The 17,055-nt window shown below is 51.1% G+C and carries 7 protein-coding genes; 4 read left to right on the plus strand and 3 right to left on the minus strand.

The features are described 5' to 3' along the window. Positions 1-33: 33 nt before the first annotated feature. The gene (locus T491_RS0106790) at positions 34-4,242 is read left to right on the plus strand and encodes a two-component regulator propeller domain-containing protein (RefSeq protein ID WP_028903225.1); all 4,209 of its coding nucleotides are present in this window, start codon (positions 34-36) and stop codon (positions 4,240-4,242) included. Between the two features lie 112 nt (positions 4,243-4,354). On the opposite strand, the gene T491_RS0106795 is transcribed toward T491_RS0106790, so the two are convergent. The 3 genes from T491_RS0106795 to T491_RS0106805 all read right to left on the minus strand — a co-directional run bounded on the left by T491_RS0106795 (position 4,355) and on the right by T491_RS0106805 (position 10,904). Further along, positions 4,355-6,442 (minus strand): RagB/SusD family nutrient uptake outer membrane protein, encoded by a 2,088-nt coding sequence (locus T491_RS0106795; protein WP_028903226.1) that lies wholly within the window; start codon positions 6,440-6,442, stop codon positions 4,355-4,357. A gap of 18 nt (positions 6,443-6,460) precedes the next feature. After that, on the minus strand, positions 6,461-9,547 hold the full coding sequence (locus T491_RS0106800; RefSeq protein WP_231480203.1) for a TonB-dependent receptor: 3,087 nt from the start codon (positions 9,545-9,547) through the stop codon (positions 6,461-6,463). Positions 9,548-9,725: 178 nt separating this feature from the next. After that, positions 9,726-10,904: a rhamnogalacturonan acetylesterase gene (locus tag T491_RS0106805; RefSeq protein ID WP_028903228.1), complete on the minus strand. Its 1,179-nt coding sequence runs from the start codon at positions 10,902-10,904 to the stop codon at positions 9,726-9,728. Between the two features lie 173 nt (positions 10,905-11,077). Here T491_RS0106805 and T491_RS15900 point away from each other — a divergent pair, with 173 nt between their 5' ends. The 3 genes from T491_RS15900 to T491_RS0106820 are packed head-to-tail and all read left to right on the plus strand — an operon-like array spanning position 11,078 to position 17,045. Beyond that, on the plus strand, positions 11,078-13,450 hold the full coding sequence (locus tag T491_RS15900; RefSeq protein WP_081773279.1) for a glycoside hydrolase family 2 TIM barrel-domain containing protein: 2,373 nt from the start codon (positions 11,078-11,080) through the stop codon (positions 13,448-13,450). Positions 13,451-13,461: 11 nt separating this feature from the next. Then, positions 13,462-14,628, plus strand: a complete 1,167-nt coding sequence (locus tag T491_RS0106815) for a glycoside hydrolase family 105 protein (RefSeq protein ID WP_028903229.1) — start codon at positions 13,462-13,464, stop codon at positions 14,626-14,628. Beyond that, positions 14,625-17,045: a glycosyl hydrolase gene (locus T491_RS0106820; RefSeq protein WP_028903230.1), complete on the plus strand. Its 2,421-nt coding sequence runs from the start codon at positions 14,625-14,627 to the stop codon at positions 17,043-17,045. Before T491_RS0106815 ends, T491_RS0106820 begins: the two co-directional genes overlap by 4 nt. The last annotated feature ends 10 nt before the right edge of the window (positions 17,046-17,055 follow it).

Genomic DNA, 17,055 nt, shown 5'->3' on the forward strand with positions numbered 1-17,055 from the left:
GAGTATATTTGCACCCGATAACAACTAACCATCATGAACTTAAGACAAGTTTCCATACTCTGCCTGCTCGCCTTGAGCAGCATACTGACAGCGCAAGACAAGCTGCTGACCAACAGCCGGCATATCAGTTCGGCCGACGGACTGCCCAGTAACCAGATTTTCGACATGACGCAGGATGCCGACGGCTACATCTGGATGGCGGCAGCCAACGGACTGTGCAGATACGACGGATACCAGTTCTACAACATATACAACTTAGGACCTGACGGCGACCCTATACACGGCGTGGTGGGATACGTGTTTCCTGACGACGACAAGCGCCACCTGTGGATGCGAACCAGCACCTACGTGTACTGCTGCTACGACCTGCGTACGGGAACCTTTATCGACTTTACCGGCAAGAAGGACTACGCACGCACGTACCGCCGATTCATACGCGGCCGACAGGGCGTGGTGTGGATGTTCGACGATGAGAGCGGCGTGCGCCGTGTGAAAGGCAGCGCCGACGGACTGGTGAGCTGTACCGACTATACCAAAGCCAGCGGCACCCTGCCCGTGAACCACGTGAACGATGCCTTCGAAGACCAACAGGGACGCCTGTGGACCATGACCTCATCGGGCATCACCATCATCGATGCACAGGGCAAGGCACGCACCATTGCCCAGGGCGTGTTCTTCCGCCGAGGCATACAGATTGGACACACCATGCTGGCGCTGACCAACACAGGACTGATTTACACCTTCGACGAGAACGGACGCGAACTGCGACGAATCGCCATCGCTGCCGACATGAAGAAAATCAATATGGTATCGGCCAGCTTCGAGTGGCACGGCTGCTGGATGATCATGACCAACAACGAAACCCTGATGGTGAACCCCAAGGACGGCACCGCCAACGCCACCACCAAATACCACATGCAGGGAGGCGCACAGATGGAGGGACTGAGCAGCGACGACCAAAACCACTTTGTAAGCAACAGCACGGGCATACTCTACGTGTTCACTGCCAAGGGCGACATGCGCGTGCTGAACCTGATGCAGGGCGTGAAATCGACGGTGGAACGATTCCGCCGATATAACATCAAGAAAGGTGCCGACGGACTGTACTACATTGCCAGCTATGGCAACGGACTCTTTGTGTACGACATTGAGCACGACCGCCTGCAGCACTACTCGGCCACCTCGCCATGGGCCATTGTGGGTAACAGCTATCTGAACAACATCCTGATAGACCGCAGCGGCTGCATCTGGCTGAGCGAGGAATCGACAGGACTGACCTGCATACTGCCACCCGACCGCACCAATGCCGACTACTTCTACCCACAGCCCAACCGCAAGGGCGACTGGAGTAACTTTGTGCGCATGGTGAACTATGCCGGCGGCAACAGGGTGCTGCTGAGCACGCGCGACAACCTGCTATACGAACTGAATCCTGCCACATGGCAGCACCAACAGCCACAATCGCTGCCTGCTGCCGTATATGCCTACTATAAGGACACCAAGGACCACGAGTGGATGGGACTGCGAGGCGGCGGACTCTATATCGACGGCAAGCGCATCGATTTCCCATCGGCACAGATCTACGACATCACCGAAGACCCTTTAGGGCGCCTGTGGATAGCCACCTGGGGCGACGGACTGTTTGTGGTGCACCTGGAGGCCGACGGACTGCTGAACACCACACACCTGATGAAGCGCTCGTACAACGAGAGTCTGATACGTATCATCCGTGCCGACAACCGCCACCAGTACTGGCTGGCCAGCAACAACGGCGTGTACCATATCGACATGCTGAAAAAGACGCTGACCAACAACGACCTCATCAGCCATAACATACAGCAGGGCGACTTCCCCTTCGACGAGATATCGTGTCTGATGCCCGACTCGGCTGGTAACATCTGGGTTGGCGGACGTGGCGGCGGACTGCAGAAATGCCGCTACGACAACGGGAAATTCACCATCGAGCGCAGCTATACCACCCACGACGGACTGATTACCAACAATATACTCTCAATTACCACTGATCGACAAGGCAATATCTGGGCTGGTACCGACAACGGCATCACCTGTATACGCAAGGACCAGAAGGTGAACAGCTACCAGTTCGGACACACCATGGAAAGCAACATCTACAGCGAGAACAGTACTGCCATGCTGCCTGACGGACGACTGCTGTTCGGCACCGCCTATGGCATGATGATACTGCAACCAGAACGACTGAACGCAGAGCTGCCTGAGAAAGCCGGACGACCCATCATCACCATGGTGAGCATTGACGGTGTGGCACGCTACCTGTCGACCAGCGACCAGCAACTGGTGCTGAACCACGACCAGAACTCGATAGAGTTAGGATTCTCGAACCTTGACTACGCTGGTATCTCATCTACCCAATACCGCTATTATATGGAAGGTGTGGAGCACGACTGGCGACAGCTGACCAGCGACAACAGCGCACGCTACAACAGTCTGCCACCAGGCACCTACCTGTTCCACCTCAGCTCGCTGAACAAGAACAACCAATGGAGCGAGGAGTACGTGTTTACCATCATTATCCGCCAGCCGTGGTACAACACGTGGTGGGCATGGCTCATCTACCTCTTTATTATCGGCGTGCTGTGCTGGTACTTCTATCGCGCCTGGCGACGTAACTTCGAACTCAACCAGCAGATACGCGTGGAGAAAGAGCTTTCGACCTTCCGATTAAACTTCTTCACCCATATCGCCCACGAGTTCCGTACACCCCTGGCCATCATCAGCGGCGCTGCCGACAAGCTCACCCAGAAGGGCAGCGAGCAAGTATCGCGTTCGGCTGTGCAGACTGTGCGCCGAGGCACGCTGCGACTCTCGAAGCTGGTGAACCAACTGATGGAGTTCAGACGTATCAACACAGGTAACCAGCGATTAGGCGTGATGGAGGGCGACATCATCAAACTGGGACGCGCCACCAGCGACGAGTTCCGCGAGATGGCTGCCCGCAAGGAGCAACAGCTCACCTACACCCCATTCGCACACCAGTACCAGATGACCTTCGACCCCCATCTGGTGGAGACGATACTCTACAATCTGCTGAGCAATGCGGTGAAATACACGCCACAAGGTGGACACATCAGTCTGAAAGTGAAACTGCTCAAAGAAAGACAGCAGATACAGCTAATGGTTGAGGACAACGGACCTGGCATCAGCGAGCAGCAGATGCCACAGCTGTTCCAGCCCTTCATGCATGGCTACGTATCCCAGGGCGGCATGGGTATCGGACTCTATACCGCCTTCCAGTCGGCACGACTGCACAAGGGCTCGTTGGTATATGAACGTATAGCAGACGAAGGCGGGGCGCGATTCATCACCACCATCCCTGCTACTGCCGATGTGTACAGCAGCGAGGACTATGCCGGAGCTACTGCCGTAAACACCACCATGGAGAAGGAGGCTACACCAGAGGATATACGCGACCTGACACCTGTGGCATTCAACGAGAATATCAACGTGGCCATCATCGAGGACGATCCAGATATGCTCGACCAGATACGCGATAGTGTGGCACGCTATTTCCACACCGTGAGCTATACCAACGGACAGCAGGCACTGAGCGGCATCGGCAAACAGGCTCCCGACCTGATACTGTGCGACGTGATGCTGCCCGACATCAACGGCTTCGAAATTGTACGACAGCTACGCGCCACAGAGAACTCGAAACACATCCCCATCATCATGCTGACAGCACTCGATGGCGACGACCAGCTGCTGCGAGGCTACAAAGCAGGTGCCGACGACTATATGGTGAAGCCCTGTAACTTTGAGCTGCTCATACTGCGCATCACCCAGCTCATCCAATGGTACAGCCGTCTGCAACCCGCCGATGACAGTTCAAAGCTCAATGTTCAAAGTTCCAAGTTCAATGCCCCTATCATCACCGACGAGGCCGACCAGCGTTTCCGCGAGAAGATGGAAACCATTGTGGCACAGCGTATGGGCGACCCTGAATTCAATGTCGACACGCTGGCAGCCCTGCTCAAGATGGGCCGTACCAAGTTCTATGGTAAGATGAAGGAGTTTACAGGCATGTCGCCCAACACCTACCTGCAGACAGAGCGCCTGAAGAAAGCCGCCGAGCTGCTGATAGAAGGCGACCTGAACGTGACGGAGGTGAGCTACAAGGTAGGCTTCCAGTCGCCCACCTATTTCTACAAGTGTTTCAAGGAGAAATACGGTGTTCCACCCAGCAAATACGGCAAAGGTCAGTAAAAAAGAAACCGCCCCGACGAGCCACTGCTCGCGGGGCGGTCTACAAAACAACTAACCTTAATTAATGTGCTAACATTTAATATGTATGAACCAAATTATGTAGCCAAATCCATTAATAACCATTATTCTGCATAGCCTGCTTCTGCTCAGCAGTGAGGCCTGCTCCACTCTCGGTAGTGATACCATCGAGGAACGACTGTGGAATAGGACGATAGTAGTGCTTATCAGCCTTAAAGTCGCCTATACCACGGCTCACACCATCGTTGAAGGCATGCCAACGGGCATCGAGTGTACGTGTGCGCGCCAGATCCTCCCAACGGAGAGCCTCACCACAAAGCTCACGTGTACGCTCATCAAGCAGGAAGCACATCATCTTCTCCGCATTGGTAGAGCACTTCAGGGCCTTATAGATGCGCTGCTCTGTGGGCGAGTTGTATACATCGTCAACACTATTCAGTCGCATGGCAGCCTTAGAAGAAGCTGTTGTCTCAGCAATATTGTTACTCTCATAGTAAGTGTTTTGCTCGCTGTAGATAGCACCATCAGCGCTATAGCCACCACCCTTACCGGTACAATATGAGTTATTCTTATAAGCCTGACCACCATCCACATTCACCGAACGGTTTTCACCAGCAGCATATCCTGCACGCTCACGCAGTTTGTTGATCCACTCGATGGCCTGAGCATAGTTGCTCTCACCCTTGCGAATATAAGCCTCGGCAATCATCAGCACATCCTCGGCCGAACGGGCGATGATGGCATCACGTGTACCAAACTGAGACGCAATAGAGTTACGGGCACCATCACGATACTTACTCAGCGCTACGCTACGCTTGTGAGGAATCACGCCGTAGTAGTTACCGGTAAGATTCTTAATGTCGGTGTTCCAGTTGAAATCCTGTCCCTTGAAGTAACGCACAAAGGTGTGAGGAGCCTGAAGCACGCCATCCTTAGATACCAGAACATCAGAAGCACCAGAAGCATAGTTTTCATAGCGGTCGTCACCAGGATTGTTGACGATATACTTGATACCTACCTGACCACCAACGAAACGCTTGTCGCCAGCAGCTACGCCAGCAGGCGCTTTACCCGAAGCGATATCTTCAGCCGTCCATGTGGGCGCATTCTTCGTATTATTACAACCGTAGCAAGTGATGAACGACTTCCAGAAACGAGAGTCGTTTACACGGTCAAACACCTCCATGGTGTATTCAGTGGCACTTACATAAGAGAACTCACGACCACCAGAGATATCACGGTTTGTACCCTTCATATCCTGATAAACAGAGGGATAGTACAGGTGCATCTGGTTACCAAAGCGGCCCCAGGTTGACTCATCGTTAGAGAACTGAGCAGCCAGCACCACCTCTGATACATTCTCGTTAGCACCATTAGCCTCTTTGTAATCCCACAACTGCACATAGTCGCTGCACAGCGGATGCGCATTGACCACCTCGGTAGCATACTTGATAACGGCATCGAGGTCATCATTCTTATATGCACTGTTCCATTTATCATAAGCCTCAGAAGCACGGAACAGATGAGCCTTTGCCAGGAAGTGGGCAGCAGCATACTTGGTGACACGACCTACCTGGGCAGGTGTGGTAGGCAGCAACTTATAAGCCTCCTCTAAGTCGCTGATAATCTGAGCATAGACCTCCTCCTCGCTGTTGCGGGTGAAATAAGTCTCAGGACCTGTTGAAGGCTGCAACTTAAGAGGCACACCACCAAACTGTTTCACCAATTCGAAGTAGCCATAGGCACGCATGAAATAGCCCTCACCCAGGCGGGTGTTATAGTCAGCATTCGACTGGCCATAGAACTCTGGCACATTCTTAATAAGAACATTGGCAGGCTCTATCAAGCCATAGTAGTTATCCCACACAGGCTGGTTGGCACCACCCTCAGTCGAGTTCAGCGCATCGCCATAGTGGTTCCATGCAGGCATTTGGTTATTGGCATCGGTAAACTCATCGACACCCATATTGTAGCACTCGATACCCCAGATATAATTGAACTTAAATTTCAGTTTCAAGTAGGCACCTGTAGCCAAATCGTCCAAGCCATCCTGAGTCTTGAAATAGTCGGTGCTGAATTCAGTCTTCAGCTCCTCCTTCAGGAATTCATCACCACAAGATGTGGTCATACCGCCCACAACGCTCGTCATCAGGGCGATTGATACTATATTTTTAAATTTCATAATTAGTCCTTTCTTTAATTAGAATCCGATGTTAAGACCTACAACAAAGCTCTTAAGGGTAACACCCGATGCATTTGTCTGTGTATTGTTTGCATAACTTAACAAGTCAGTATCCAACCAGTCGGTCTTCTTATACAGGAAGAATGGGTTGTTAGCCTGTAGATAAACCTTACAGCTATTGATACCCAGTGGTTTGAGCTGCTTAGCGGTGAAGTTATAACCCAGAGAGATATTACGAACCTTGATGAACGAACCATCCTGATAGTTCATAGACGAAGCATAGGTATCAGCAGCCTCACCGGTAGAACCAGGGCTATAGTACTTAGCATTCTCGTTGGTTCCTGCTACCCAGTAGTCGAGTTTACGCATCATGTAGCGGCCATCGAGCGTTGCACTTCCTGCGGGAACGGTGAATCCCCAACGTGAATACAGGAATACAGAGAGTTCCAGATTCTTGTAGTTGAAGGTGTTGGTCCATCCAGCAGTCCAGTCAGGACGATACTTACCAACAATCCTACGGTCGTTGTTACCATCAATAGCATGATCTTCATTAAAGTCCTTCACCTTAATCTGGCCAGGCTTACGACCATACTTGGCAGCCTCTTCAGCCTCGCTGGTCTTCCAGATGCCATCATATACATAGTCGTAGTAAACGCCAATCTCCTCACCTACAAACCAGCGGTTGTTAACGTCCTCCTTCTTACCATTGGCCAGCTCCTTGATTTCGCTGCGGTCCATACTCCATGTGAGTGTAGATGTCCACTCGAAATCACGTGTCTTTACAGGGATGGCGTTCAACTGGAAGTCGATACCCCAACCCGAAGTCTTACCTACATTGGCATAAGTAGAGGTATAACCAGTCAACGAAGGAATAGTCATGGGCAACAACAAATCCTTGGTGGTAGTCTTATAGATATCAAAGCTACCATTGATACGGCTGTTGATGAATCCAAAGTCGATACCCAGGTTCAGCTGTGTGGTCTTCTCCCAGGTCAACTGATTGTTAGCCATCTTGTTTGGGGTCTTTGCTGATGGGTCAGAAGGCACGTAACCTAAGGCAGGATTCTCCTTACCCCACTGATAGTAAGCACCCTGGATGGCACCCTTTGTAGCATATGCTGAGATAGCAGCGTTACCTGTGATACCCCAACCCAGACGCAGTTTCAGATTGCTCAACCAGCTCACATCCTTCAGGAAGTTCTCCTGATTAGCACGCCAAGCCAGCGCTACAGATGGGAAGCTTGCCCACTTATGACCCTCAGCCAGCTGTGAGGCACCATCCCAACGCATAGAAGCGGTAAGCAGATACTTATCCATGAAACCGTAGTTCAAGCGAACCAGGTAAGAAGTCATCTGAGTCTCGGTCAAGCCCGTACCGAATCCGCTCAAAGAGCCAGCAGAATACAGATTGTACCACAGCTGCTCGGCAGAGCTGACATTGGTAGCGCTCATGTTACCCATCTCATAATGATACTCAGAAGCACTCTGCATCAAAGTCAAGCCAATGTTGTGAACGTCGGCAATTGTCTTATTATAATAAATCAGGTTATCGAGTGTGTAGGCTCTACGGATATCATTCTGATACTGCGCCTTATTGTTACCATCACCGTTGATACCACCAGCAGCGTTGGCAATACCCAGTGTGTAGTAACGGAACTCAGGACCGAACTGGATACGATAACGCAAACCGTCTAACGGACTCCAGAGCTTACCGAAATCCACCTCACCATAAACGTTAGCCTGTGCACGGAAGGTTTTACGGTTATTGGTATTGTACTGCAGTTCACGGATGGGGTTGATGATATTGATATCATTGTTAGGCAAACGCAGATAGTTGCCATCAGCATCATAAGGAACAGTCCAAGGCAGCATGCCCTGCAATGCACCATAATAGTCACCAGCACCAGTAGTCGACTTGGTGAAGCTGTAGCCATAATCCTGATTACCGTAAGAGGCGTTGATACCAGCACCAAATACAAAGAAATCAAGAGGCTTAGCCTCGAACGAAGTCTTCAGCGTGAAGCGCTCATATGACTGACCAGGCTGAGTGCCCTTCTGATTCAGGTAACCAAACGAGGCATAACCGTTAAACTTCTCTGCACCACCAGAAACACTCAGGGTGTGCTCGTGGGTGATACCTGTACGCTTACCATCAGCTACCCAGTCATAGCCACCAACCTTTGAAGGATCGTATGTGCCATTAGACCAAGCTTTGTCAATCTGTGCCCAAGAGGCAGCCACACCACCAAAGGCCAGCTTATCCTGCTCGTAATCAGGAGTAGCACTCTTATACGAACCCATGTTATATTTTGCCAGACGTGCGTAGTCGAGCCACTCGGCAGCGTTCATCATCTCGGTCACCTCATGCAAGGTCTCGAACGAAACAGTACCAGAGTAGTTGATGCTCACCTTACCAGCCTTACCTTTCTTGGTTGTTACCAGCACAACACCGTTGGCACCACGGCTACCATAGATAGCAGTAGCAGAAGCATCCTTCAGAATGTCGATGCTCTCGATATCGCTGGGGTTCAGGTTGTCAATACCACCAGCCTGTAGCACCATTCCGTCGACAACATACAGAGGGTCATTGTTTGCACCGATAGAGCGCACGCCACGGATCTGAATCTTACCTACAGAACCTGGACGCTGGTTAGAAGTGATATCCACACCGGCAGCCTTACCCTGCATACCTTCCAGCGCATTCTTTACTGGCATGGCCTTCAGATCATCGCCACTTACACGTGCCAGAGAACCGGTTACATCGCTCTTCTTCATCGTGCCGTAACCTACTACAACCACTTCGTCGAGCAAAGCATTATCTTCCTGAAGCGTAATGTTGATCTGCGATTTTCCACCAAGGGCTACACTCTGTGATTTATAGCCAATGTAAGAAACCTCTAAAGAACCTTTGCCGGGCGCATTAGCAATCGTGAAATGACCATCCAAATCGGTAATGGCACCATTGCTTGTTCCCTTAATAACCACGCTTGCACCGATGATAGGATCTCCCTTAGCATCGACCACTGTTCCGGTAATCTTGCTCTGAGCGAATGCACCAACGGCAAACACGGCGAACAGTACCGTAAACATCAACCTCTGGAACATGGTCCAGCTGCTGTTCAGACTTGATTTACCAATGTCTTTCATACTGTTTTTAAATAATTTAATTAGTAATTTATTAATTTGAAATTTAGGTTTTGCTGCAAAAGTAGCAAGTTTTTATCTATACATATATACAAAAATCGTACGATTACTATGATTATCGTTCAACCTGTACTTTTTTTTAATTGCCATCGGGCTTGGTCAGGTTGGTATTTCCTGACGGATACCAGATAAAAGCATCAGGGTTGTCTGGGTGCGATGGATCAAAGTCCTGCCAGTCGGCTCGCAGGTGATCAGCAAGTGGACAATGCATCTGTTTGAGTCCCATCACAATCATCTTGGCCACCTCCCAAGCTCCATACGGATTAAAGTGGGTGTTATCTGCCAATGGTTCTGGCTGATCGGCAAAAGTGTTAGCGGGATAATGTACCAACGCACGCTTGGAACCCTCGAAACCAAGAGCTTCATAAAAGGCGGTAGTCATCCCGTTCAATTCAATGACTGGCACCTGCTCTCTGCGGGCTACAGTGCGCATGGCTTCAGGATAGTCGCCATGAGTGTTGCGCAGGGTACGCTGATCAGCCTCGAAGAACCGACGGGCTGTAGGTGTTACAAAAATGATATGACCGCCTTTCGCACGTACACGGTCCACAAAAATCTTCAGGTTACGACTATAGCTGTACCAAGCGCCATCGCCGGCTTTATGTTCCTTCTCATCGTTATGACCGAACTCACAGATCACATAATCGCCACTACGCAGTTGCGTAAGAATCTTATCAAGGCGCAGCTGAGCGAGGAAGGTAGTAGCCGACAGACCGCTTTCGGCATAGTTGGCAATCACTACATCGGGGGTGAACCAACGGGTAATCATCTGTCCCCACGAAGCCCAGGGCTCTTTCTCCTGATCGACCACGGTGCTATTGCCACACAGGAAAACGGTAGTGGCAGCAGTGTCGGGCTCGATGATGATGCGCTGCACGGCAGGTGCTGGTCCGCAGAACTGCAGGTTCAAGGCGTCGTCCCAGTTCTTATAGGTCAGCTCGCGTGTTTTCAGCTTCACACGATTGGCAGCATCAATTTGAGGCTCATGCTTGTTCACCACGAAGGATAATATCTGATACTTGCCTTTCTTGGTGGTGATGACATCCGTATAATGGCGACGACTCTCAGCACGTACTACCGTCTGGGCGGCACGTTTCTTCGAACCAAGGGTAACGGTAACACGATAATTACCATCAGGTACACGAACCGAGAAATCGATGGGGTTGACACTATATATATTTAATAAGGTGTCGACAGTCTGCGCCTTTACACACAGACCTACGGCGAATGCCAACGTTAGGAATATTAGTCTTTTCATCACAGTTTTAATTAGTTACTGCAAAAGTAGATGTTTTTAATCGTCCATATCATTCATTTTTGTCCGCAATCTAATAAAGTTGTACAATATTGCTAAATTCAGAACAAAAGAATATGAAAGTAGCAGGATAATATACATAACTTTGCAGCAAAAACCAAAAAACAAGTAAATAAATGAAAACGTACCGCACTTTTTCAGTCTCTCTTCTGCTGTGCCTCGCATCCACCATGCAGGCGCAACCACGAGAGGTGGTCAACCTGAACTATGGTTGGGATTTCGCACGCGACTCACTTTTTACTCAGTCGTATCAGATTGATGTGCCCCACGATTTCCAGATAGAACAGCCTTGGGTTGCCCCTTCGGCAGATGAACGGGCCGACAATAGCGATGTGGCTGCCAACATCAAGAGCCGACTCTCGGCACGAGGTTTCAAAGAGATGGGGGCAGGCTGGTATCGCAAAATAATTACACCCGATGCCACACTGAAAGGTCGTCGTATCCTGCTCGATTTCGAAGGTATCATGTACGTGGGCGATGTATGGCTGAATGGTAAGCATATAGGAGGAACAGACTACGGCTACGTAGGCTTCCAGATAGATATCACCCAACAGCTGCATTATGGTCAGCCCAACGAGCTCATTGTTAAGGCACATACCATGACAGAGCGCAACTCGCGCTGGTACACTGGTGGGGGGCTGTTTCGCAATGTATCGCTCATCAACACCTCTGCCGATCTGTATTTCGAGCGCCATCCACTGTATATCACCACACGCGATAATCAGTTTGTCAACATCTCGGCCGACGTAACCAATCGTACCAAGAACCGTCAAACCCTTGTAAGGGTAACTATCTACGATCCGGAAGGTCGGCAGATAGTAAAGCAGACTGCATCACGTAGCGGCAATCCGCAGTCACGCACACAGAATCTCCGCTTGGCCGAGATAGAGATTCCCAAGCCACAGCTCTGGGATACTGAGCATCCTAACCTCTATACTGCCAAGGTAGAGCTACTGTATCAGGACGGGACAGTGGCCGATGAGGTGAGTGAGCAGTTCGGTATCCGCACCATCGAGTACGGACCCGCCTTCGGCTTGAAGTTGAACGGCCAGAAGGTTCTCCTGAAGGGCTATGCCAACCACCACACCTTAGGCGCCTTAGGTGCTGCAGCCTATCCACGTGCCATTGAGAAGCGTATCCAGATGATGAAACAGTTCGGCATCAACCATATCCGCACCTCGCATAACCCCTATAGCCGCGACTTTATCCGTCTGTGCGACAAATACGGCATTCTGGTGGTGGATGAACTCTATGATAAATGGACCCAGCAGCATACAGGCGGACGCGTACCATTTATGAACCATTGGGCTCAGGATGTGACGGAGTGGATTACACGCGACCGCAACTCACCCAGCGTAGTGATGTGGAGCTTAGGCAACGAACTGCAACAGGACCCAAACCAGCCTTTCGGCGACTTCGGCGTGACCTGCTATAAGATGATGCGCCCTGTGGTACACCGTTACGATTCCACCCGTCAGATAACCGTAGCCATGCATCCGCGCTACCGTAACTGGCAGACCGACTCACTGCCATGCGACCTGGCTATGCAGACTGACATCCAAGCGTATAACTATAGATATATGTACTTCCCAGGCGACAGGCGCCGTTTTCCTTGGATGACATTTTACCAGAGCGAAGCCAGCATCAACAAGATGGGCCCCAACTGGTTCGAGATGGATCTTGACAAAGTAGTTGGACTGGCCTATTGGGGTGCCATCGACTATTTAGGCGAAAGTCAAGGCTGGCCAGCTAAAGGATGGGCGCAAGGTGTGTTCGACATTGCTCTTGACCCCAAGCCCAAGGCCTACTTCATGAAGAGTTTCCTGAAAAACGAGCCATTGGTACGCATCGCTGTGGTTGAGGATACAGAAAACGACATCGAGTGGAACGGCATACAGACAGGCAACGACATCGAGACAGAAAACTGGAATCGTGCAGCAGGATCGAAAGTCAACCTATATACATATACAAACGGCGACGAAGTAGAGTTACTACTGAACGGCAAACGTTTGGGGCGCCGTACCAATCCCACTGATCCAGAGAATCGTAATCGCATCCTTTGGAAGAATATAGCCTATCAGGCTGGTCGGTTAGAAGCTGTGGCCTACAAACAGGGAAAGGTGATAGCCCGTCACACTATTGAAACAACAGGCAAGGCTGTAAAACTGATTGCGAGCCCTGACAATAGTCAGTGGAAGGCCGACGGTCAGGACCTGCAGCACATCCGCATTACCGCTGTCGACAGCAAAGGCCGTCGTGTGTTTGCTGCCACCGATGAGCTACAGTTCGAAGTGGAGGGCGATGCACGCATCATTGCCGTAACCAATGGCGACATCACCAGCGAAGAACTGAACGTGACAAACCACCGCCGTCTGTGGCAAGGCTCGGCCATGGTTATCCTACGTGCTGGTCAACAGCCATCGAAGATATCGCTGAAAACAATATCCCACAAATATAAAACCGTCATTACCAAGTTCGAAACAAAATAAACTACATAGAAATGAAGAAAATTATGATTGCACTGGTAGCGTTTATGAGCCTCTCTGAATCGGCTACCGCTCAGAACAACGTGCTGCCGACAGCACAGAAAGCCAACGATTATTTCATGGCGAAGTATAGCGATCCTACCCTGCCCACCAACGTGAAGAAGGTGCGTCCCTCGTCGCTCTGGACACGCGCCGTGTACTATGAGGGACTGATGGCCCTGAATGCCATCGCCCCACAACAGCGCTACATCGACTATGCCATGACATGGGCCGATTTCCACAAATGGACCCCACGCAATGGTGTGAACACCTGCGATGCCGACGACCAGTGCTGCGGACAGACCTACGTGGAACTGGCAGCTCTCAAAGGAAGAGATCAGAAAGCATTATTGGCTAACGTCATTGCCAACTTAGACCACCAGATGGCTACCCCCAACACCAAGCAGCAGACCTCTACCCCCAAGGCTAAGACCAATGTCAACTCGCTTTACGGTTGGTGGACCTGGATTGATGCCATCCAGATGGCTATGCCGCTCTATATGCAAGTGGGTAAGCTCACTGGCGAACAGAAATACCGCGACCACGCCATGCAGATGTACCGCTGGACCCGTAACGAGTGCGGTGGTGGTCTGTTCAATACCAAAGACGGCTTGTGGTGGCGCGATGCCGACTACGTACCACCTTACAAGGAGAAAGATGGTAAGGACTGTTACTGGAGTCGTGGCAACGGCTGGGTTTATGCCGCCTTGGTGCGCTGCATGAACCAGCTCTCACCTAAGAGCAAGGAGTATAAGGAACTGAAAAAAGACTTTGTGCTGATGAGTGCCGGGCTGCTGAAATGCCAGCATAACGATGGATTCTGGCACGCCAGTCTGGTTTCGGATGTCGACTATCCCACCCCTGAGATGACAGGCACAGCCCTCTTCCTCTACGGTATGGCATGGGGCATACAGCAGGGACTGCTCAAGGAGAAGATATACCGTCCTGCCTGCGATAAAGCCTGGCAGGCACTTGAATCATGCGTACACACTGATGGTTTCTTAGGCTGGAACCAAGGTACAGGAAAGGAGCCATCAGCTGGACAGCCTGTCACCTTCACCAGTGTGCCCGACTTCGAGGACTACGGCACTGGCTGTTTCCTACTGGGCGCATCAGAATATTATAAACTCATACAGAAATGAGGCGATACTTAACCCTATTGACAGCGTGTTGCTTAGCGACAGCGGGGCTGGCTCAGAGCTGGCCTGCAGCACAACCTGAAGCAAAGCCCGGCACCCGTTGGTGGTGGCTGGGTTCTGCTGTTAATAAAGAGGACCTGCAATGGAACCTCTCAGAATATGCACGTGCCGGTATCGGTGCGGTAGAAATTACCCCACTCTATGGAGTAAAAGGCAACGATAGTCAGAACATCAGCTTCCTCTCACCTCAATGGATGCAGGCATTGCTGATGGTGCAGGATATCGCCCGTCCGTTAGGCATCGAGGTAGATATGAACTGTGGCACAGGTTGGCCTTTTGGCGGTCCGCATATCGCGCTTGACGAGGCTGCCTGTCGTGCCATTTTCAAAGATACCATCATAGGAGGTGTCAAGACCTATAACGTTGAGATTGGTCGTACCCGACAAAAGGTGAAACGTGCAGCTCCTGGTGGCGAAGGCTGGGTAGTTGACCATTTCGACCGCCAGGCTGTAGCACACTATCTCGACCGCTTCACACAGGCATTCGCCACATCAGGCGTGCCTTACCCGCATACCTTCTTCAACGACTCATATGAGGTGTACAAGGCCAACTGGACCCCTACCCTGTTCTATGAGTTCCAGAAACGTCGCGGTTACGACCTGCGTGAGAAGTTACCTGAACTGCTGCATGGCGGTGATGGCAACCAAGTGCTGTGCGACTACCGTGAAACGCTGAGTGACCTGTTGCTCGAGAACTTCACTCAACAATGGGTGGCATGGGCCCACCAACATGGTGTAAAGGTGCGCAATCAGGCACACGGCTCCCCCGCTAACCTGCTTGATCTCTACGCTGCTGTCGATATTCCTGAGATTGAAGGATTTGGACTGTCTGATTTCGGCATTCGTGGTCTGCGTACCGATTCTGGTATGACCCGCAAGAACGACAGCGATGTGTCGATGCTAAAATACGCATCTTCGGCCGCCCACGTCATGGGTAAGCCGTTCACATCGAGCGAGACATTTACCTGGCTCACAGAACACTTCCGCACATCACTCTCGCAGATGAAACCCGATCTCGACCTGATGTTCACCTGTGGTGTGAATCACGTATTCTTCCACGGTTCATGCTACACACCCAAGAACGATGCGTGGCCAGGTTGGAAGTTCTATGCCTCAGTGGATATGAGCCCAACCAACAGCATCTGGCGCGATGCCCCTTACCTCATGAAGTATATCGAACGCTGTCAGAGTTTCCTGCAACTGGGACAACCCGACAACGATTTCTTAGTCTATCTACCCGTTCGTGATATGTGGCGTCAGCGTACTGGCAACGAAATCCTGATGCAGTTCGATATCCACTCAATGGCCAAGAAAGCTCCTCAGTTCATCAAGAGCATCCTTGCCATCGACCGTCTGGGCTACGACTGTGACTATATCAGCGACCGCCAACTGGCAAAGTTACGCATTGCTGATGGTCGACTCGTCACCGAAGGCGGCACCAGCTATCGTGCCCTCATCATTCCCAGTGGCACCACCATCGATGCAGCCCTGCAGGCACAGATTGATCGTCTGCATCCTTACGTGATCAAAGGCGAACAACCTGAACTCATGGCGCATTTCGCTCAGTCAGAACCCATGAAAACCCAGTTAGGACTGCGTGCCATCCGTCGCAAGCAGGGCAACCAGTGGCATTACTTCATCGTCAATCTTACACCAAACGATGTGGAAGGCGATGTCTCTCTTGCAGTTCCTTTCAAGGGCGCCCACTGGTTCAACCCCATGAATGGCGACATCACGCCAGCAAGCGTCAACAACGGTCAGTTGCATATTGCCTTGAAATCGGGCGAGAGTCGAATCCTGCAAACATCCGATCAACTAGTTTCAACCAGTATAGTACCTGAAAAGGCCCCGCAGGCCCAGGAGAAGGAGCTCCTGGGACCTTGGGCGCTCTCGTTTACCGACGAGACGCCCAGGGTGGGCAAAACCTTCCGTTTGGCAAAACTCCAAACATGGGAGACATTGAGCGACAGCGCCGCTGTTACCATGGGAACAGGTGTTTATACCACTTCTTTCCGTCTGTCGGCTCAGGAGGCACGTCAATCATGGAAAATTGATTTAGGCGATGTACGAGAGTCGGCCCGTGTGTATATCAATGGTCAGTTCGTTGGCTGTGCCTGGGCTGTACCCTTTATCCTTGATTGCGGTAAAACGCTGCGTAAGGGCAAGAACACACTCCGTATCGAAGTGACCAACCTACCCGCAAACCGCATAGCCGATCTGGATCGTAAAGGCATAGAATGGCGCAAGTTTAACGAGATCAACGTGGTCGACATCAATTACAAAACCACTAAATACGATCACTGGGCACCCGTGCCAAGCGGTCTAAACTCGACAGTCAGACTTATAACTATTTCCCAATAACTTAATTACT

It is taken from the genome of Prevotella sp. P6B4 (assembly GCF_000619985.1).
Taxonomy (GTDB): Bacteria; Bacteroidota; Bacteroidia; order Bacteroidales; family Bacteroidaceae; genus Prevotella.